Origin of the sequence: Streptomyces sp. NPDC019396 (assembly GCF_040632375.1) — a bacterium.
Taxonomy (GTDB): domain Bacteria; phylum Actinomycetota; class Actinomycetes; order Streptomycetales; family Streptomycetaceae; genus Streptomyces.
In genome coordinates, this window is sequence record NZ_JBEYBS010000021.1 from 52,152 (window position 1) to 69,296 (window position 17,145).

The window sequence follows — 17,145 nt, forward strand, 5'->3', positions numbered from 1 at the left end:
GAAGTACGAGCGACGGAGGTGGCGTGCGATGGCCGGTTTCCGGAGTCTTGCCAGACAGGTCCGCGACCCGCGAGGTGATCTGGCGCTGCGGCGCTATTCCCTGCGCAAGTGCCTGGAGCGGTTCGCTCCTTATGGACACCGGGCGACCTGGAATCATCTGTGCAGCAGGCACGGTATCGAGCCCGAGGACCGGGCTCCCGATCCGGCGCGGCTGGTGGCCGCGCTCAACGAACTGGAGCAGGCGCGGGCCGTATGGCTCGCCTACGAGGAGCGTTTCGCAGAGCGCCGTAAACGCGAGAAGCACGACGGGCTGCGGCGGCCCGGGTCGATCGACGACTGGCACCGGCGTACCTGGGGCGGCAACGGGATCGCGCGGTGCGACGACCCGGAGGTGCACCCCACGGACCCACTGGACGTGGTGCTGCGCCGGCTGATCAAGGCGCTGGGGTCGCGCCCGAGTGCGGTGTGCCCGGTGTGTGCGGACCGGCGCATCGTCTGGCGGCAGGATCTGGAACACGATCCGGGCTTCGGTCCGGTGTGCGCGGGCTGCGGGGTCGTGGTGCCCCAGCCCGTGCTGACGAACGAGGCACTCAGGACCGCCAAGCGGACGCGCGGCAGGGCACTGGCGTCGGTGGCCTGACTCGCACACAGCGGGCGCGGGGCACCGGCGGTGCGAAGCCGGTCCCCTGCGCCGCGGTGAGACCGTAGCAGGGCGAAATTCGGTGGCTCACCGCAATTCCCCACGGCGACAGTGGCGTTGTTATGCGAACCACGTCCAGGGAGCCGTGACATGTCGACGCTGCGCGTCACCGCCGAAGTGCTGACCATCCATGATCATCCGAACGCCGATGCCCTTGAACTGGCCCAGGTGGGCCTGTACCGGGCCGTCGTCGCCAAGGGCGCCTACCGCAGCGGCGACATCGCCGTCTACATCCCGGAGCAGGCCGTGCTGCCTGCCGGGCTGATCGAGGAGCTGGGGCTGACCGGACGGCTGGCGGGGCGGGCGTCCGACCGGGTCAAGGCGGTGCGCCTGCGCGGCGAGCTGTCGCAGGGGATCGTGTGCCGACCCAAGGCGCTCACGGAGGCCGACCTGGAGCGCGCGGCCACCGAGGGCACCGACTTCGCCGGGCTGCTCGGCATCACCAAGTGGTCGCCGCCGATCCCTCCCACGATGAGCGGCGAGGTCGAGCCGGCTCCTGAGCTGCTGCGCTGGGTCGACATCGAGAATCTCCAGCGCTATCCGGACATCTTCGCTCCGGATGAGCCCGTGGTGCTCACGGAGAAGCTGCACGGCACGGCCTGCCTGGTGACCTATGTCGCCTCGACGGGGAGGCTGCTGGTGTCGTCGAAGGGCTTCGGGTCGAAGGGGCTCGCCCTGAGGGAGGACCCACGCAACCTGTACTGGCGCGCCGTGCGGGGCCATGGCGTGGCGGAGGTCGCGGCACGACTGGCCGAGCGGCTCGGCGCGGAGCGGGTGGGCATCTTCGGCGAGGTGTACGGCGCCGGGGTGCAGGACCTCGTGTACGGCGCGGACGCCCGTTCGGCCGCGCTCGGCTTCGCGGCGTTCGACGTGTGCGCCGAGACCGGCGGGCGGGTGGAGTGGCTGGACGCGGCAGAGCTGCTCGACGGTGAACTGCCCCTGGTCCCGAGGCTGTACGAGGGCCCGTTCACGCTGGGCAAGGTTCTGGAGCTGGCGAGCGGTCGCGAGACCGTCTCCGGCCGGGAGCTGCATCTGCGCGAGGGCGTGGTGATCCGTCCGGCCGCCGAGCGCTACAGCCCGGTGACGGGTGGCCGGGCGATAGCCAAGGCGGTCAGCCCGGCGTATCTGACCCGCAAGGGCGGCACCGAGTACGAGTGACCGGTCCGGCGCGGGGTGGCCCGGCACGGGGGTGCGGGCCACCCCGCGCCACCGTTTTCCCGGCCGGGGTATCCGTTGACAGACGACCGGCGGCCCACCATGCTAAGCAGTCGCTTAGATGCGCGTCGCCACGGATGAGAGGCAGGGAAGAAACATGGCCGAGCCGAGGATCTTCACGTCCGCCGATGAACTGGTCGCCGGGGTCGGTGAGCAGCTCGGGTACAGCGACTGGCTGGAGGTCGACCAGAAGCGGATCGACCTCTTCGCCGATGCCACCGGCGACCACCAGTGGATCCACGTGGACCCCGAGCGCGCCGCCGCCGGCCCGTTCGGCAGGACCATCGCGCACGGCTATCTCACCCTGTCGCTGCTGCCCGCGCTCGTCCCTCAGGTCATGCGGGTCGAGGACATCAAGATGGGCATCAACTACGGCGCCAACAAGGTCCGCTTCCCCGCACCCGTGCCGGTCGGCTCCCGGCTGCGCGCCACGGCGGTGCTCAAGAGCGTGGAGGAGGCGGGCGGCGGCGTCCAGGTGACGGCTGTCGTCACCGTGGAGCGCGAGGGCGGCGACAAGCCGGTCTGCGTGGCCGAGTCGGTGTCGCGCTACTTCTTCTGAGCCCCACGCCTCCCGGGCCGCCGCCTTCGAGCCACTACCCGAGCCGCCGCTTCTCCTGAGCGGTAGTGGCACCGACCATGCGCAGCGCGAGGTCGGCGTAGAGGGCGCCGACCTCGTCCGGCGTACGGCTCCCCTGGGCGCTGAACCACCTGGCCACGTCGATACAGAGGGACAGCACGGCGAGAGTCGTGCCCGGGACGTCCGGCACGTCGAACTCCCCTGCCGCGACGCCTTCGTTGACGAGGCGCTGGACCACCGCGTCGGACTTGCGCCGCAGGGCGACGATCTCTGCGCGGTGCTCCTCGCTGAGTGCGTCGAGCTCGTACTGCACGACCCGGGCCGTGGTGTGCCGCTCGGCGTGCCAGCGGACGAAGCAGCGGACGGCGTCGGCGAGCCGTTCGGCCGCCGTGCCCTCCCCGCCGGCCGCCTCCTCCAGGAGTTCCAGCGCACGGTCGTGCCCGATGCGGCTGATCCGGTGGAGCAGCTCTTCCTTGGTCTTGTAGTGGATGTAGAGCGCGGCCGGGCTCATCCCGGCACGGCCGGCGATGTCGCGCGTCGTGGTGGCGTGGTAGCCGCGCTCGGCGAAGGCCTCGACGGCGGCGACGAGCAGCCTTCTGGCCGCCTCCGGAGTGACCTCGCCCCACGGCATGTCATCGACGCCGGCCCGTTCCTCCGCCGTACTCATCGCTCGCTCCGCCCCTTCGTCTCCGCCTCCCGGCCGGACGAACACCATACCCTGAACCTGAGCAAGCGCTTAGAACACGCTCACAGCTTCTGGAACGGGTCGTGCTCGGCCAACAGCTTCTCCACTCTGGCCTGATCCACCCGGCTGACGATCTGACCTGCCTCCTGCTTGTCCCGTACGACCTTGGCCAGGGTGAAGGACGAGGTGGTCAGGTACAGGACGGCGATGCCGAGGAAGGCGCGCACCCAGACATCGGCGTCCAGGTTGACGATGCCGAGGGTGACCGCACCGAGCGCGATACCGAAGGAGATCGCGGCCTGGGCGTAGTAGGCCGCCGTGTTCTGCTGGGTGATCTGTCTGTCGCTCATGGGAACCAGCATCGGCGCGCGTGACGGCCGCCACATCCGTACGGGTACTCAGATGAACAGCTCAGATGATCGGTCGGATTGCGGGCAGCTTCGGTGCGGCGGCTCGGTACTCAGAACGCGGAGACCCCGGTCAGCGCACGGCCGATGATCAGCTTCTGTATCTGACTGGTGCCCTCGTACAGCGTCATCACCCGCGCGTCGCGGAGCAGTTTGCCCACCGGGTACTCGTCGATGTACCCGTATCCGCCGTAGACCTGGAGTGCGTTGTTCGCGGCGCGCACCGCGGCCTCGGAGGCGAACAGCTTGGCCTTGGACGCGGCCGTGGCGAAGTCCTCGCCCCGGTCGACGAGATCGGCGACCCGCCAGGTCAGCAGCCGCGCCGCGTCCACGTCGACGGCGATGTCGCTGATGAGCTCCTGCACCAGCTGGTAGGAGGCGATGGGCTTGCCGAACTGCTCACGCTGACCCGCGTAGCCGACGGCGGCGTCCAGCGCCGCCTGAGCGATGCCGACACAACCGGCGGCCACCGACATCCGCCCCTTGGCCAGCGCGGACATGGCGATCGGGAATCCCTTTCCCTCGGGCCCGAGCATCGCCGTCGCGGGGATCCTGACATCCTGGAGGACCAGCTCGGCGGTTGCCTGACCACGCAGCCCGAGTTTGCCGTGGATGGCGCGGCGGCTCAGTCCCGGGGTGGCCGTGGGCACGAGGAACGCGGAGACGCCCCGGTGGCCCGGGCTGCCGTTGGTGCGGGCGAAGAGCAGCACGACGTCGGCCCAGGTGCCGTTGGTGATGAACATCTTCGAACCGTTGAGGACGTAGTCCTCGCCGTCCCTTGCGGCCGTGGTGCCGAGGCTCCCGGCGTCGGATCCGGTACCGGGCTCGGTGAGACCGAAGCAGCCGAGGGCCTCGCCCGAGGCGAGCCGGGGCAGCCAGTGCCGCTTCTGCTCCTCGCTCCCCCAGGCCGCGATGGTCTTGGTGACGAGCCCGAGGGACACGGAGACGATCCCACGCACCGACGAGTCGCCCCGTCCCAGCTCCTCGGTGACCAGGCAGTACGCGAGGTGGTCGCCGCCCGAACCACCGTACCTCTCGTCGATCGTGAGCCCCAGGAAGCCGACGGCACCCAGCTTCGCCACGATCGCCCGGTCGATGGCCTCGGCCCGGTCCCATGCGGCCGCATGGGGCGTGACCTCCCGCTCGACGAAGTCGCGGGCGAGTTTCCGGACAGCCTCGTGCTCGTCGCCGAGTTCCAGATCCACCGGGCACTCCCCACTTTAACTAACACTGCTAGTTTATGATTCGCAGGGCCTACTATGTGCCGCATGGCCCGACCGCGCAAGCCCCTCCTCAGCAGAGACCGCATCGTCGGGGTGGCGAGCGCGCTGGTGGACGCCGAAGGACTGGACGCGGTCTCCACCCGCCGCCTCGCCGCAGAGCTGGGCGTGAGCGGCCCATCGCTCTACAACCACTTCCGCAACAAGGACGAGATCCTGGAAGCGGTGGCCGACGCCGTCAGCGCCAAGGTGGACCTGTCGATGTTCGACCCGTCGGACGGCCGCGGCTGGCGCACGGCCTTGCACGACTGGGCCCTCTCCTATCGCGCGGCCCTCACCGAGCATCCCAATATCGTCCCGGTACTCGCCCGCGGCCCCGGCCGCAGGCCCGCGGGCCTGAAGGTCGCCGACACCGTCTTCGGCGCGATGGTCAGGTCCGGCTGGCCGCCTCCCCAGGCGACCCATATCGGCGCGCTGATGCGGTACTTCATCACCGGCTCGGCGCTCGGCTCCTTCGCCCGCGGTTTCGTCGACGACGAGGCCGCCTACGACCCGGCCGACTATCCGCACCTCGGCCAGGCCCATCTGCTCGCCGACCGGCAGCAGCAGGTGGACGAGGGGGCTTTCACGACGGGACTGCGGGCGCTGCTGGACGGGCTCGCGGTGCAGTACGAACGGCGATCGGACACTTCGGCCGACACCGAAGCGTAGGCACGGGACCCTGTCGCCGCACTGGCCGCGCTGCTCGCCGACCCGGCACGCGCCGCCATGTGTCTCGCCCTGCTCGACGGCCGGGCCTGGGCCGCGGGGGAACTGGCACGCCGCGCCGGGGTGGCCCGGTCGACCGCCAGTGAGCACCTGGGCAGGCTGGTCGCGGGCGGTCTGCTCGCCGAGGAGCGGCAGGGGCGGCACCGCTATGTACGACTGGCCCACGGGCGGGCCGCGCACCTCGTGGAGGAGCTGGCCGCCTGCACCGCTCCCGTGGCCGAGCCCCCGCGTTCGCTGCGCGCGGCGAACGCCCAGAGCGCCATGGCACGGGGGCGCACCTGCTACGACCATCTCGCGGGGCGCCTAGGCATCGCGATCACCGAAGCCATGACCGCCCGCGGACTGCTGCTCCAGGACACCGGTTTCGCGCTGACCGACGCCGGTCTCGCATGGTTCCGGGACGCGGGGATCGCTCTGCCGCGCGGCGGACGCCGACCGCTGGCCGGGCCTGTCTGGACTGGACGGAGCGCAGATCGCATCTGGCCGGGGTCGCGGGCGCGGAGTTGTGCCGGCACGCACTTGCGGTCGGATGGTGCGTACGCATCGGATCGCAGCGGGCCGTGAAGGTCACACCTGACGGGGAGCGGGCGCTGGGCGAGCTCCTGGCTATCGAAAAGCGAGGCACTGCGGTGAGCAGAACGCTGCGGAGAACGACGGCGCGCACGGACAAGCCGCGGGCGTCCGGCCGCGCCGCACGCGCCGCTTCAGAGCACGACCAGCGCCCTGGCTCCCCTCCCCGCGATCATGTTGTCGAAGGCGGCCGGAATGCCGTCCAGGCCGATCCGCTCGCTGACCAGCGCGCTCAGGTCGAACCGGCCCGTGCGGATGTGCTCCGCCAGCACCGGGAGGTCACGCGCCGGGTCGGAGTTCCCGTAGACGCAGCCGGAGAGGGTCCGGCCCCAGTGGAAGATCTCCAGGGCGTTGAACGTGACCTGCTGGTCCTTGCCGCCGATGCCGACGACGGTCGTGCGGCCGCCGCGCCGCGTCGAGTCCCAGGCGGTGCGGATCGTCTCAGCGCGGCCCACGCACTCGACGGCCACGTCCGCGCCCTGGCCACCGGTCAGCTTGCGGATCTCACGGGCGGTGGTGTCGGAGGCGACGACATATTCGGTGGCACCGGCCCGGCGGGCCAGTGCCTCCTTCTCGGGGGACACGTCCACGGCGATGATCGTGGACGCGCCGGCGATCCGGGCGGACTGGAGGGTCGCGAGCCCGACCCCGCCGACACCGAGGACGACCACCGACTCGCCCTCGCGGACCCGGGCGCTGTGGCGCACGGCGCCGTAGCCGGTGAGCACCGCGCAGCCGAGGAGCGCGGCATCGACGAGCGGCACCCCGTCCGGGACCGGCAGGACGCAGTTGGCGGCGACGACGGTCTCCTCGGCGAACGCGGCGACGTTGAGACCGGGGTGGAGTTCGGTCCCGTCCTCGGCGACGGCGTGCACCCTTGATGTGCCGGTCAGGGCGTCGGAGCAGAGCCAGACCTCGCCGATCGAGCAGTGGTGGCACTTCCCGCAGGACGGCGCCCAGTTGAGGACGACCCCGTCGCCGGGCGCGACATGGGTGACGCCTTCACCGACGGACACGACCGTGCCCGCGCCCTCGTGGCCGAGCACGGCGGGTACCGGCACCCGCATGGTGCCGTTGGACAGCGAGAGATCGGAATGGCAGACCCCCGCGGCGGCGATACGGACCCTCACCTGTCCGGGACCGGGCTCGGGGAGCTCGATCCCGATGATCTCCAGGGGGGAGCCGATGGCGGGCAGTACGGCGGCGCGGACCACGCTGAGCACTCCTCGGTGATTTTCAGAACTGGTCGGACGGGTCAGAACTGGAGGGACTTGGTGTGCAGATACTCGGCGAGACCGTGCGGGCCGAGTTCGCGGCCGATGCCGGACTGCTTGTAACCGCCGAACGGTGCCAGGGGGTTGAAGCGACCGCCGTTGATGTCGACCTGTCCGGTGTCCATCCTGCGGGCGAACGCGACGGCCTCGTCCCTCTCCCCCCACACCGCGCCCGCCAGGCCGTACACGGTGCCGTTCGCGATCCGCAGGGCATCGTCCTCGTCCTCGTACCGCAGGATCGAGACGACCGGCCCGAAGATCTCCTCCTGGGCGATGGCCATCTCGGGCGTCACGTCGGCGAAGACGGTCGGGGCGACGAAGTAACCGGTGTCGTGCGGGGCTTCGGGACCGCCGGCGACCAGCCGGGCGCCTTCGGCGACGCCCTGCTCGATGTAGCCGCGCACCCGCTGCTGCTGCTTCGCGTTGACGAGCGGGCCGATGCGCTCGCCGGGCACGTACTTGGCGACGGCCGCCGCGGCGAGCGCCACGGCCTCGTCGTACTGGTCGGTGTGCACGAGCATGCGGGTCCAGGCGCTGCACGTCTGGCCGGAGTTGGACATGACATTGGCGATGCCGACGCTCACGGCCTTGGCCAGATCGGCGCTCGGCAGGATCACGTTGGCGGACTTGCCTCCGAGCTCCAGAGCCACGCGCTTGACGGCGCCGCCCGCGGTCGCGCCGATCCGGCGGCCGACGGCGGTGGAGCCGGTGAAGGAGACCAGGTCCACTCCGGGGTGTGCGGCGAGCGCCTGTCCGGCGACCGGGCCGAGCCCGGTGACCATGTTGAACACTCCCGCCGGCAGGCCCGCCTCGTGGACGGCCTCGGCGAAGAGCTGGGCGGTCAGCGGAGTGTCCTCGGCGGGCTTGAGCACGACCGTGCAGCCCGCCGCCAGTGCCGGGGCGACCTTGGCGACGATCTGGTGCAGCGGGTAGTTCCAGGGCGTGATCGCGCCGACGACGCCGACCGGTTCCAGCAGCACGGTGGAGTTGCCGATCTGCTCCTCGAACGAACAGGAGGCGGCGAGTTCCGCGTACGAGCCGGCGACCAGGACCGGAAGGCCCGCGTGCACGGTCTGGGCCAGCTGTGCGGGTGCACCGAGCTCGGCGGTGACAGTCTCGGCGATCTCGGCCGTACGGGCGGCGAGCGCGTCGCGGAGCGCGGTGATGGCGGCCGCGCGCTCGGCGGGCGGCGTGGCGGCCCAGGCGGGGAAAGCGGCGCGGGCGGCGCGTACCGCCGCGTCCACGTCCTCCGCCGTACCGGCCGGGACATGGGCGATGACCCGCTCGTCCGCTGGGTTCACCACCGCGATGGTGTCGCTACCGGCGGCGGGCTCCCAGGCGCCGCCGATGTACATCCCGTCGTGGGCCTTCATCCGCTGTCTCCTTTGGGCGTGGCACGGCAGTACTCGCGATCCGACGCCCAAACTAGCGGTGTTAGTTTTCCAGCGCCACGTCCACGTGCCCGGGTGGTGCTGTGATTCTCCCCCTACTCACGCCTTTCCCCCACCCCACCCCGCTCCTTCCTGTAGCGGGGTGGGGAGACTCCGGGGATGCGGCCCGAGCCCTGCGCGGGCTGGTTTCAGGCCGGCGTCTGGCCGGCCGTCGCCGGGGCCGCCTGCACCTGGCGGGCCGCGACGGGCGACGCCGAGATCGAGGCGACCCGGGCGGACTCGCCGATCGGCCCCACCTGGACCCGCGACCGGTCGCCGGCGGGCGCCGCCGAGATCGCCGCAGCCGTGGGAGCGGACTGGGCGGCAGCGGGGGTGCCGTGTGCGGCCTGGGCCTTCTCGTCCGGCCCCTTCGCCACCGACGACCAGGTGCGCAGCCGGTGACTCGCGGCCTCGTCCAGGCTCACCGGTGTCCCCCGCTGCTCCGCGAGCCGGCTGGCCTCACGGCCGAGTGCGGCCACATCGTCCCAGCGCAGCCGCAGGACGACGGACAACTCAGCGCCACCGTCCGGGAGTCCGTGGATGATCGGCCCGTCACCATCAGTCATTGCCGCTCCTGTCGTTCGCGCTCAGACGTGTCACCGCACCGGGGAACCGCGCCCCGGAGAGACCCGCCGGAGTGAGAGGTACCGCCGCGTCTGTTCCGGACGCGGACAGCCCTTAGTACGCAGGGGCACCATCTCGCGTTCAGCACGCGCACGAACGCGAGAGCGATTCATCGAACAGAAGGCTCATCGACGGAGAGAGGAAGCGCGGCAGGGGCGACGTCCACGGCGAAGCCGTTGAGCACGGCCGTGCCGGACAACGGGTCGAGCAGCGAGCCGTCGAGCAGCTGGTTGACGTTCACTCCGGGCCGCGCCGCCGCCACCGTCATCCGGGTGCCGGGGCGGTCGTGTCCCCAGCCGTGCGGAAGGCTCACCACACCGGTGCGCACGGAGTCGGTGACCTCCACCGGCACCTCCAGCCGTCCGCCCCCCGCCTCGATCACGGCGGCGACCCCGTCGTCGAGACCGAGCCGGGCGGCGTCATCGGGGTGCACCTGGAGGGTGCAGCGGTTGGAACCGCCGTTCAGCGCGGGGACGTTGTGCAGCCAGCTGTTGTTGGAGCGCAGATGTCGGCGGCCCACCAGGACGAGCCCCCCGCCCCGCTCCCCCAGCGCGCGGCGCAGTCTCGGCAGATCGGCGGCGACGGGCCCCGGCAGCAGCTCGATGCGTCCGCTGCGGGTCCTGAGCACCTGGCCGAGCCGGGGGCGCAGCGAGCCCAGGTCGACTCCGTGCGGCCGGTCGAGCAGATCGCCGAGAGTGAGGCCGTACGGGCCGAGGCGGAGCATCATGTCCAGTCGCCGCTCGGGCCCGGTGGCGCCGGCCAGCCGGGCGGCCAGCTGCTTGGGGTCCTGTCCGTGCACCGGTGAGTGCGGGTCGGCGACGGCCTTGACGAGCGAGGCCTCGATGACCGTCTCGTCGACCGTGGCGGGGTCGGTTCCGTGCATCCCGCCCACGGCGAGGATCAACCGGGCGTGGATCTCGCACTCGTCCATCGCGCCCGGGTCGAGCGGGATGGCGGCGGGTGTGTAGCGCGCCTGGTTGCGTACGGCGAAGGCGTTGAAGGCGAAGTCGAAGTGGGCGCTGCGGGACGGGGGCGGCGGGGGCAGCACGACATCCGCGTGGCGCGAGGTCTCGTTCAGATACGGGTCCACGCTGACCATGAAGTCGAGGCCGCCGCTCAGGGCGCGGTCCAGCCGGTCCCCGTCCGGCGCGGAGAGCACGGGGTTGGCGGCGATCGCGATCAGGGCCCGGATCCGCCCGCTGCCCGGGGTCTCGATCTCCTCGGCCAGTGCCGACATGGGAAATTCACCCTTGGCTTCGGGATGGCCGCTCACCCGGCTGCTCCAGCGCCCGAGTACGAAGCCCTTGCCCGGGCCGTCCGGGCGGGGCGCCCGGTCGGTGGCGGCGAGGGGGAAGAGGGCACCGCCGGGCCGGTCGAGGTTGCCTGTGAGGATGTTGAGGACGTCCACGAGCCAGCTGGCCAGGGTGCCGTGCTCGACGGTGCAGCTGCCGATGCGTCCGTACACGGCCGCGGTCGGGGCGGCGGCCAGCTCGCGGGCGATGGCACGTATCTCCGCGGGGTCCACGTCGCAGGCCGCCGCGACGGCCTCGGGCGCGAAGTCCCGTACGGCCGCCCTGACCTCGTCCACTCCCTCCACCCGCCCGGCAAGATCGCCGAGATTGGTGAGCCCTTCTTCGAAAAGGACATGGGCGAGTGCGGCGAGCAGCAGGGCGTCCGCGCCCGGGCGGATGCTCACATGCCGGTCGGCGAGCCGGGCGGTGCGGGTGCGCCGCGGGTCCACGACGGTGAGACTGCCGCCGCGGCGGCGCAGCGCTTTGAGCTTGCCGGGGAAGTCGGGCGCGGTGCACAGGCTGCCATTGGACTCCAGCGGATTGGCCCCGAGCATCAGCAGATGGTCGGTGCGGTCCAGATCGGGGACGGGTATGGCCGTCGCACTGCCGAAGAGCAGTCCGCTGGAGACGTGTTTGGGCATCTGGTCGAGCGTCGAGGCGGTGAAGAGGTTGCGGGTGCGCAGGCTCGAGAGCAGGACCGGGGGATAGAGCCCGCCCGCCATGGTGTGCACGTTCGGGTTGCCGAGGACGATCCCGACCGCGTTCGGTCCGTGCTCCTCGATCAGCGGCCGGATCCGGGCGGCGACGGTGTCGAACGCCTCCTCCCAGGTCGCCTCCCGCAGCTCACCGGATGCGGCGCGGACCAGGGGCGTGCGCAGCCGGTCGGGGTCGGCGTCGAGTTCGCCGAAGGACGCGCCCTTGGGGCAGAGGAAGCCCTGGCTGAAGACATCGTCCTGGTCGCCCCGGGCGCCGGTGACACGGCCGCCCTCGATGGTCAGGGTCAGCCCGCAGGTGGCTTCGCACAGTGGACAGATCCGCAGGGCGGTGCGGGTGGCATCGGTTTCCGGCATGGGGGCCTCCCCGTGGGCGGCGGCGTTGGCGCGCGGGCAGTGCCGAGCATACCGACCGGTATGCATGACGGCGAGGGGTAGCACGACGACCGGGGAGGCCACCCGGCGACATGACCGAGTCGCCGCGGGCGCCAGGTTGAGGCACCGCCGGCGCCACGGCGGAGGCGCCGCCCCTCGTGTCGCTCTTCGGTGTCGGGGGGCGATGCCGTTGACGTGACCGGCCAGGGAATCCTACTGTCAAGCATAGGATTCCTCAGCGGACGCATCGGGAGTGTGCATGAGCGGCAACGGGACGAGCGGCGGCAACAGCACCGAGCAGGCCAGGAAGACCGCCGAAGGCCTGGAGTACCTGTCGGGCTTCGGCAACGAGCACAGCTCCGAGGCCGTGCCGGATGCATTGCCGCTGGGCCGCAACTCGCCGCAGCGGGCCCCGCTGGGCCTCTACGCGGAGCAGCTCAGCGGCTCCGCCTTCACCGAGCCGCGCGCCCACAACCGGCGCTCCTGGCTGTATCGGATCCGGCCGTCCGCCACCCACCCGCCGTTCGTCCGCGTCGACAACAACGCGGTGCGCTCCGCGCCCTTCACGGAGACCGTGCCGGACCCCAACCGGCTCCGCTGGAACCCGCTGCCGGAGCCCGCGCCCGGCACCGACTGGCTGGCCGGCCTGTGGACCCTCGGCGGCAACGGCGACGCCGCCCAGCGCACCGGAATGGCCGTGCACCTCTACCACGCCAACGCCTCCATGGAGCGCCGCGTGTTCAGCGACGCGGACGGCGAACTGCTCATCGTCCCGGAGCACGGTGGGCTGCTGCTGCGCACCGAGTTCGGCCTGCTCGCGGCCCGGCCGGGCGAGGTGGCGCTGATCCCGCGCGGCGTGCGCTTCCGGGTCGAGCTGCTCGACGACACCGCCCGCGGCTACGTCTGCGAGAACTACGGCGCGCCGTTCCAGCTCCCTGACCTGGGACCGATCGGCGCCAACGGCCTGGCCAACGTCCGGGACTTCCGCGCCCCGGTCGCGGCGTACGAGGACGTCGAAGGCCCTGTTGCGGTGGTCAACAAGTACTGCGGCAACCTGTGGGCCGCCACCTATGACCACTCCCCGCTCGATGTGGTGGCCTGGCACGGCAACCATCTGCCGTATGTCTACGACCTGCACCGTTTCAATGTGATCGGCACGATCTCCTACGACCACCCCGACCCGTCGATCTTCACCGTGCTCACCTCGCCGACCGACACCCCCGGGCTCGCGAGTGTGGACTTCGTGGTGTTCGCGCCACGCTGGCTGGTGGGCGAGGACACCTTCCGCCCGCCGTACTTCCACCGCAACGTGATGAGCGAGTACATGGGCCTGATCGAGGGCGCCTACGACGCCAAGACAGCGGGCGAGGGCGGCTTCGTCCCCGGCGGCGGCTCGCTGCACAACATGATGTCCGCGCACGGCCCCGACAGGGAGACCTTCGACAAGGCCAGTGCCGCCGAGCTGAAGCCGCAGAAGATCGACGACGGTCTCGCGTTCATGTTCGAGACGCGCTGGCCGGTGACCGCGACGGAGCAGGCGGCGAGCGCCGGACATCTGCAGGAGGGGTACGACGACGTGTGGCAGGGTCTTGAGCGCCACTTCCGGTCGTAGTACGGAGATGCCGTGACCGCCTTCGCCCCAGACTCGCTCGTCCTGAACCGCAAACTGCCGCTGTGGTACCAGGTCTCGCAGTCCCTGCGCGCCTCGATACTCGGGCGCGGGCCGCACGACCCGCTGCGGCTGCCCACCGAGGAGCAGCTCGCCGAGCACTACGGCGTGAGCGTGCTGACCATGCGGCAGGCGCTGAAGGAGCTTGAGGCCGAGGGGCTGATCAGCAGGCACCGCAGGCGCGGCACGTTCATCGAGCCGGGGGCGCGGCGCAGTGCCCCCCGGCGGCTGCTGGGCTCGATCGACGCGATCGTGGCCCAGCAGTCGGGCGAGCGGACCACCGTCCTGGGGCATGGGACGTCCACGGTGCCCGGTGAGCTCGCCGAGTTCTTCACGGACGTGGACGAGGTCGTGACGTACCGCAGGCTCCGCTGCGACGGGGACAGCGGCGAACCGACGAACTGGGCGGAGAACGCGGTACGGCCGGACATCGCGGCGGCGCTCGAGGTCGGCGACCTCGAGCGCTGGCCGATGACGAAGGTGCTGCGGGACGTCGTCGGGGTAAGGATCAGCCGGATCACGGACACGGTGGAGGCGAGACTCGCCGACCCGGAGACGGCCGAGCTGCTCCAGGTGCCGCTGCTGTCGCCGATCCTGCACTACACCGGGGTGACCTACGACGACGAGGGGCGGGTGGTGGACGTGGCGCGCATCCGGTACCGGGGGGACCGGTTCTCGTTCTCGGTGACCGTCGAGGCGGAGTGATCCGCGATGCTGCTGGACGATCTGATGCCCTGGTCCGCGGGACCCCTCAGGCTGGGCCGCGACTGGGTGGTGGCCCCGGAGGCACGGACGCTGCGGGCCCGCTGGGACACGCTGATACGGGCCGGCGAGGGTGAACGCCGGACGCTCTTCGGGGAGACGCGGGCGCGGACGCTGCACAGCGGTGTCGCCGCCCTGCCCGGGCAGTCCACCGGGACCGCGCGGTTCGCCGGGGAGAGCGGCCCCTGCCCCGAGCCCGTTCCGATCATGCACGGGCCCTTCGACCAGCAGTGGGTGATCCCCGACCACCGCCTCATCGACAACGCCCGGCCGGAGCTGTGGCGGGTCGCCGACGGGCGGCAGCTGTTCGTGCAGGAACTGGGCCGGGTGCCGGGAGCCGCGGGCCCCGCGCTGCTGGTGTCCGCGGCGCTGCCCGACGGCCGGTCACCGGCCGGACGGCCCGGGCGGATACGGCCGCTGTACCGGCGGCCCGGTGGGACCGAGCCCAATCTGGCGGCGGGCGTGCTGGATGCACTGCGTGCGCGCTACGGACAGAAGGTCACCGCGGCGGAGGTCCTCGCCTGGATCGTCGCCGCTGGACAGCCGTCGGTCTCGGGCCGGGGGTGCGAGGTGCCGTTCACCCCGGACCCCGGGGTGTGGGCGGAGGGTGTACGGCTGGGTCAGCGGCTGCTGGACATCCAGCTCAGGGGCGCCCACGGGGGCGAGCGGCCCAGGCTGCCCGGCGGCCAGCGGCCGTATGTACGGGCATCGCTCCCGGCACGGCCCCAGGGCATGGCCTACGACGCCGACGAGGAGGCCCTGCTGCTCGGCGGGGGACGGATCGCCCCCGTCCCCGCGGAGGCGTGGGACTTCACGGTGGCCGGGGTGCGGGTGCTCGAGAGCTGGTTCGAACGGCGTACGACGACCGAGGCGGAGCCCGGGACCCTGGACGCGATCCGGCCGGGCGCCTGGCCCCAGGAACGCACGTCGGAGCTGCTCGAACTCATCACCGTGCTGGCGCTGCTGGGCAGGTCGGAGGCCCCGCGAAAGGCGCTGGCGCAGGCCATCTCCGCCTCCGGTCCGGCCGACCCGGAACTGGCACCGGTGACGGACGCCGCCCGCCGGCCCGCATCGGTGCTGGACCACCACGAGGAGGGCCCGGAAGGGCAGTTCGCGCTGATCTGAGCAACGACCGGTGCCCCGGCAGGCCGGATCCCGTCCGGGGCAGGCTCGCATCAGCTAACCGCGAAGGGAGCGCATCGGTCGGCTACTCGCCGACACGGCGCAGGGCGTGGTCAACACCCGGCTGCGCACACTGGTGAACGCGGCGTTCGTGCCCCGCCGTGTGCGCCTGGAGCCCTTCACCACAGACATCGCGCACCGGTCCCCGGACCGGGTCGAGCAGCACACCCGTGGGGACGTGATCACGGATCTCGCGGCGCCGCCGGTCTTCCGGATGATCTGGCCGCCCACCGTATCCGGCGTGACAAAGTTGGCCGGCAAGCGGTAGTACGGCTGATATGAGCCAGCCGCTGCCCCTCGAAGGCATCACCGTCGTCGCCGTCGAACAGGCCGTGTCGGCTCCGTTCGCCACCCGCCAGCTCGCCGACCTCGGAGCCCGGGTGATCAAGATCGAGCGACCGGACGGCGGTGACTTCGCCCGCGGCTACGACACAGCGGCGCAGGGTCTCGCCTCGCACTTCGTCTGGTGCAACCGCGGCAAGGAGTCACTCGCGGTCGATCTGAAGGACCCGCGCGGAATCGCCGTGGTGCGCCGGCTGATCACCGGCGCCGATGTGTTCGTGCAGAACCTCGCCCAGGGCGCCGCGGCGCGGCTCGGCCTGGACGCGGCCGCACTGTGCGAGCAGTTCCCCCGGCTCGTGGCGGTGGACATCTCCGGATACGGGGCCGAGGGACCGTACGCCCACAAGCGGGCCTACGACATGCTCGTGCAGTGCGAGGCGGGCCTGGTGTCCGTGACCGGGACACCCGGGCAGCCGGTGAAGGCGGGCATCCCGGCGGCGGATGTGGCGGCGGCGATGTACGCGTTCTCGGGGGTGCTCGCCGCCCTGCTGCGCCGCGCCACGACCGGGCTCGGAGGGCCGGTGGAGATCTCCATGCTGGAGTCGCTCGCCGAGTGGATGGGCCATCCCCTGCACCACGGCATGCACGGGGGCGCGCCCCCCGCCCGCACCGGCCTCGCGCACGCCGTGATCGCGCCGTACGACGCCTACGCGACGGCCGACGGCGGCCAGGTGCTGCTGTCCGTGCAGAACGACCGCGAGTGGCGGCGGCTCGCCGAGCAGGTGCTGGACCGCCCCGAGCTGGGCGAGGACCCCGCCTTCGCCACGAACACGGCACGCACGGCGAACCGGGCGAAGACCGATGCGGTGGTGAGCGAGGCCCTGGCCCGTCTCAGCACCGACGACGCCGTCGCCCGCCTCGAGGCGGGCGGCATCGCCTGCGCCCGTCTCAACACCGTCACCGACCTGGCCCGCCACCCCCAGCTCGCGGCCCGCTCCCGCTGGCGCGAGGTCCCCTCCCCCACGGGCCCCCTGCGTGCGCTCCTCCCCCCGATCAACCTGCCGGGCGGCCCTGATGCCCGGATGGGTCCGATCCCGGCACTCGGGGAGCACACGGATGCGGTGCTGCGGGAGGTGGGACTGGGGGCCTCGGAGATCGCGGCGCTGCGGAAGGACGGAGTGGTGGGGTGAGCCACCGGCGTGCACGCACCACCCCGTGCGGCGCCCCGGGCGTCCGGCCACCGGGGCGCGGCACACCGCGCCACCCGTCTGCCCTACGGACGCGGGACTCCCCGTTCGACAGGCCACCTGGGTGAACGCTCGATAAACTCCTCGTTTGCCATGCGCGCGGAGGTTCCACGATTCGCGGCGCACTCCACAGACACGGACGGAGAGTGAGCG

16 protein-coding genes and 1 pseudogene are annotated in these 17,145 nt (G+C 71.8%); 10 read left to right on the plus strand and 7 right to left on the minus strand.

All coding sequences use genetic code 11. The features are described from left to right. The first annotated feature begins 28 nt into the window (after positions 1 to 28). From ABZ532_RS23345 to ABZ532_RS23355, 3 genes are all read left to right on the plus strand, one after another. Positions 29 to 640, plus strand: a complete 612-nt coding sequence (locus ABZ532_RS23345) for a hypothetical protein (RefSeq protein WP_361286913.1) — start codon at positions 29 to 31, stop codon at positions 638 to 640. A 150-nt stretch (positions 641 to 790) separates the two neighbouring features. After that, a complete protein-coding gene (locus ABZ532_RS23350) occupies positions 791 to 1,858 on the plus strand; it encodes an RNA ligase (ATP) (RefSeq protein ID WP_361286916.1) in 1,068 nt (355 codons plus the stop codon). Between the two features lie 154 nt (positions 1,859 to 2,012). Next, on the plus strand, positions 2,013 to 2,474 hold the full coding sequence (locus ABZ532_RS23355; protein ID WP_361286919.1) for a MaoC family dehydratase: 462 nt from the start codon (positions 2,013 to 2,015) through the stop codon (positions 2,472 to 2,474). Between the two features lie 34 nt (positions 2,475 to 2,508). On the opposite strand, the gene ABZ532_RS23360 is transcribed toward ABZ532_RS23355, so the two are convergent. The 3 genes from ABZ532_RS23360 to ABZ532_RS23370 form a co-directional block, all read right to left on the minus strand. Further along, a complete protein-coding gene (locus ABZ532_RS23360) occupies positions 2,509 to 3,159 on the minus strand; it encodes a TetR/AcrR family transcriptional regulator (RefSeq protein WP_361286922.1) in 651 nt (216 codons plus the stop codon). An 80-nt stretch (positions 3,160 to 3,239) separates the two neighbouring features. Continuing rightward, the gene (locus tag ABZ532_RS23365; protein ID WP_361286925.1) at positions 3,240 to 3,527 is read right to left on the minus strand and encodes a YiaA/YiaB family inner membrane protein; all 288 of its coding nucleotides are present in this window, start codon (positions 3,525 to 3,527) and stop codon (positions 3,240 to 3,242) included. Between the two features lie 110 nt (positions 3,528 to 3,637). Beyond that, positions 3,638 to 4,789, minus strand: a complete 1,152-nt coding sequence (locus ABZ532_RS23370; protein WP_361286928.1) for an acyl-CoA dehydrogenase family protein — start codon at positions 4,787 to 4,789, stop codon at positions 3,638 to 3,640. Positions 4,790 to 4,852: 63 nt separating this feature from the next. On the opposite strand from ABZ532_RS23370, the gene ABZ532_RS23375 reads away from it, so the two are divergent. Next, a complete protein-coding gene (locus ABZ532_RS23375) occupies positions 4,853 to 5,515 on the plus strand; it encodes a TetR/AcrR family transcriptional regulator C-terminal domain-containing protein (RefSeq protein WP_361286931.1) in 663 nt (220 codons plus the stop codon). Positions 5,516 to 5,572: 57 nt separating this feature from the next. Continuing rightward, positions 5,573 to 6,183, plus strand: a pseudogene (locus ABZ532_RS23380) (helix-turn-helix domain-containing protein); the annotation flags it as partial. A 93-nt stretch (positions 6,184 to 6,276) separates the two neighbouring features. On the opposite strand, the gene ABZ532_RS23385 reads toward ABZ532_RS23380, so the two are convergent. From ABZ532_RS23385 to ABZ532_RS23400, 4 genes are all read right to left on the minus strand, one after another. Further along, complete coding sequence (locus ABZ532_RS23385) at positions 6,277 to 7,356, minus strand: Zn-dependent alcohol dehydrogenase (RefSeq protein ID WP_361286933.1); 1,080 nt, start codon at positions 7,354 to 7,356, stop codon at positions 6,277 to 6,279. A gap of 41 nt (positions 7,357 to 7,397) precedes the next feature. Then, positions 7,398 to 8,789: an aldehyde dehydrogenase family protein gene (locus ABZ532_RS23390; RefSeq protein ID WP_361286936.1), complete on the minus strand. Its 1,392-nt coding sequence runs from the start codon at positions 8,787 to 8,789 to the stop codon at positions 7,398 to 7,400. A gap of 206 nt (positions 8,790 to 8,995) precedes the next feature. Next, positions 8,996 to 9,412: a hypothetical protein gene (locus ABZ532_RS23395; protein ID WP_361286939.1), complete on the minus strand. Its 417-nt coding sequence runs from the start codon at positions 9,410 to 9,412 to the stop codon at positions 8,996 to 8,998. A 167-nt stretch (positions 9,413 to 9,579) separates the two neighbouring features. Next, positions 9,580 to 11,832, minus strand: a complete 2,253-nt coding sequence (locus tag ABZ532_RS23400; protein WP_361286942.1) for a molybdopterin-dependent oxidoreductase — start codon at positions 11,830 to 11,832, stop codon at positions 9,580 to 9,582. A gap of 277 nt (positions 11,833 to 12,109) precedes the next feature. Here ABZ532_RS23400 and hmgA point away from each other — a divergent pair, with 277 nt between their 5' ends. From hmgA to ABZ532_RS23425, 5 genes are all read left to right on the plus strand, one after another. Beyond that, positions 12,110 to 13,462 (plus strand): homogentisate 1,2-dioxygenase, encoded by a 1,353-nt coding sequence (gene hmgA / locus ABZ532_RS23405; RefSeq protein WP_361286945.1) that lies wholly within the window; start codon positions 12,110 to 12,112, stop codon positions 13,460 to 13,462. Between the two features lie 12 nt (positions 13,463 to 13,474). Next, complete coding sequence (locus tag ABZ532_RS23410) at positions 13,475 to 14,224, plus strand: GntR family transcriptional regulator (RefSeq protein ID WP_361286948.1); 750 nt, start codon at positions 13,475 to 13,477, stop codon at positions 14,222 to 14,224. Positions 14,225 to 14,230: 6 nt separating this feature from the next. Beyond that, positions 14,231 to 15,406: a type ISP restriction/modification enzyme gene (locus ABZ532_RS23415; RefSeq protein WP_361286951.1), complete on the plus strand. Its 1,176-nt coding sequence runs from the start codon at positions 14,231 to 14,233 to the stop codon at positions 15,404 to 15,406. A 106-nt stretch (positions 15,407 to 15,512) separates the two neighbouring features. Continuing rightward, positions 15,513 to 15,731, plus strand: coding sequence for a hypothetical protein (locus ABZ532_RS23420; RefSeq protein WP_361286954.1), 219 nt, complete (start codon positions 15,513 to 15,515; stop codon positions 15,729 to 15,731). Between the two features lie 10 nt (positions 15,732 to 15,741). Then, positions 15,742 to 16,935: a CaiB/BaiF CoA-transferase family protein gene (locus ABZ532_RS23425; protein ID WP_361286957.1), complete on the plus strand. Its 1,194-nt coding sequence runs from the start codon at positions 15,742 to 15,744 to the stop codon at positions 16,933 to 16,935. The last annotated feature ends 210 nt before the right edge of the window (positions 16,936 to 17,145 follow it).

Coding starts and splice junctions, on each gene's coding strand:
- hmgA (WP_361286945.1), top strand. CDS start 12,110: ATGAGCGGCAACGGGACGAGCGGCGGCAACAGCACCGAGCAGGCCAGG.
- ABZ532_RS23350 (WP_361286916.1), top strand. CDS start 791: ATGTCGACGCTGCGCGTCACCGCCGAAGTGCTGACCATCCATGATCAT.
- ABZ532_RS23365 (WP_361286925.1), bottom strand. CDS start 3,527: ATGAGCGACAGACAGATCACCCAGCAGAACACGGCGGCCTACTACGCC.
- ABZ532_RS23400 (WP_361286942.1), bottom strand. CDS start 11,832: ATGCCGGAAACCGATGCCACCCGCACCGCCCTGCGGATCTGTCCACTG.
- ABZ532_RS23375 (WP_361286931.1), top strand. CDS start 4,853: ATGGCCCGACCGCGCAAGCCCCTCCTCAGCAGAGACCGCATCGTCGGG.
- ABZ532_RS23395 (WP_361286939.1), bottom strand. CDS start 9,412: ATGACTGATGGTGACGGGCCGATCATCCACGGACTCCCGGACGGTGGC.
- ABZ532_RS23415 (WP_361286951.1), top strand. CDS start 14,231: ATGCTGCTGGACGATCTGATGCCCTGGTCCGCGGGACCCCTCAGGCTG.
- ABZ532_RS23345 (WP_361286913.1), top strand. CDS start 29: ATGGCCGGTTTCCGGAGTCTTGCCAGACAGGTCCGCGACCCGCGAGGT.
- ABZ532_RS23355 (WP_361286919.1), top strand. CDS start 2,013: ATGGCCGAGCCGAGGATCTTCACGTCCGCCGATGAACTGGTCGCCGGG.
- ABZ532_RS23360 (WP_361286922.1), bottom strand. CDS start 3,159: ATGAGTACGGCGGAGGAACGGGCCGGCGTCGATGACATGCCGTGGGGC.
- ABZ532_RS23425 (WP_361286957.1), top strand. CDS start 15,742: ATGAGCCAGCCGCTGCCCCTCGAAGGCATCACCGTCGTCGCCGTCGAA.
- ABZ532_RS23390 (WP_361286936.1), bottom strand. CDS start 8,789: ATGAAGGCCCACGACGGGATGTACATCGGCGGCGCCTGGGAGCCCGCC.